Raw genomic sequence first — 1737 nt, forward strand, 5'->3', positions numbered from 1 at the left:
CACCTCCAGTACATAGCTGGTGTTGACTGTCCCCGTCACCGCCACCCGGAAGGTCCCCGGCCGGTCGATGGTGTAAACGTTGATCGGACGCGAATCCGTTCCCGTTGTGGTGACCGCTGTCAGTCCCATGATCTTCGCGGTCGCATCGGCGAATCCCTCAATCAAATCGATTCCGAGCGTCATCGCACCGGTTGGGCTGCTACGCAGTTCGCCCTCAGTGATCGTGAAGGAGTAGATGTCGTCGTGACTGCCTAGCATGCCGCTGATCGGTGCGGCAACCAGCGCGCGCGTGCCGCCCAGGTGCGGCTGGATCGTGGCGATCTGGTCGACCGCACCGTCGACGTCGTAGCTGATCGACTGGCCGGCGGTGGCACGAGGACTGATCGTGGTCAGTCTTGAGTTCGTGTCGTAGCCGTAGAACGTCCGGTCGCCCGTTGACACGTCGATCGCGACTGCCAATCGGCCTTCGTCGTCATAGCGATAAACAATCTGCTCGCCCGCCGGACCCACCCATTCGCTGATTCGCCGATCGCTATCGCGCACGATCGTCAACCGCTCCCCGCTCGGTGCAACGATCCCGCTGTCGGTCACCCGCAGCGATGTGCTGCCATCGGCCGCCGTGATCCGCACCAGTGAAAACGAGGCCGACGCCGTTTTCGCAGCATAGGAAAACCGTTCGCCGCTGGGGGAGACAAGCGTGAAAACGGTGTCGCCGACGGAGACCAGCGAGGGGCTGTAGGGAAGGCCGCTGCCGACGACGTAGTAGCCCGAACCGGCTTTGCGCAGGTTGGCTCCAAAGCTTTCGAGCGTCCAATCGACTCCCGAATCGGCTTGCCAAGCCGGCGCGAAGGTGGCGACAGTGCCCGAGGACAGGGCTGCCGGCGCGAATTGGAATCCGACGCGTTGTCCATCCGGCAGTGTGAGGTAGATCCGCGCGTCGTCGGTCATCGCCGCAAACGCGTCGCCGGAATCGGCTCCCAAGTCGAGCGACAATTGCGGATCAAGCAACGGCAGCGTCCAGCGGGCACCGAACGCCGAATCCTCAGCTGCGATCGTCAACGAATCATGGACCCGCGTGATCGGCACGGTGATCCCGCCCAGCGTCACCGAAAGATCCGTCGCCGTTTCAAACAGCGCCCCGGATTTATCGCTGGAATTGATTTCGATGTCGTGATTGAAGGTCGACGACAAACCGCCGAAATCACTCGCGGTGACTCGCAAGGTGTAAAACCCGTTGCGGAATTTTGCGGGATCGACTTCGACGTTCTGCGTGATGCTGGTCGTCCCCTGACCGATCAATCGCGCCGACCCGCCGCCTTTCGGAATCAATTCGATCCGATACTCGGCCAGTCCTGTGTCGGAGATATTGACGATCAGATCCCGAGTCTCGGTGAACACCGGCGGAGCCAGTTGCAGGACTTCGATTACCGGTGCGGCGAAGTCACTCGGGTCGCGAACAAAAATCGGCTTGGTGATCGTCGTCGTGCGGCCTTCGGCATCGGTCACCACCGCCGTTGCCGTGAATCGTCCGGGAGCGTTCGCGATGAAGGTTCCGCGTCCGAGTGCGTTGAGCGCAACCGGCGTGCCATCGATGGACAACGTGGTGCTGGAAAGTGCGACGTCGCTGTCGGCGATCGGTTCGATCGTGATCGGTTGTCCCGGCGTGGCAGGAAAACTGGGCGTGGTGATGACTTGCACCTTGGGACCGACCGGCTCCAGCGACGCAACGATGGTCAG

General features: G+C 61.9%; 1 protein-coding gene. It reads right to left on the reverse strand.

Annotation, left to right across the window (positions count from 1 at the left end):
* The coding region (locus ABX749_RS31815) for a hypothetical protein (protein WP_372899578.1) at window positions 1-1737 on the reverse strand (1737 nt) is incomplete at both ends.

Origin of the sequence: Stieleria sp., assembly GCF_041595215.1 — a bacterium.
GTDB lineage: Bacteria > Planctomycetota > Planctomycetia > Pirellulales > Pirellulaceae > Stieleria > Stieleria magnilauensis.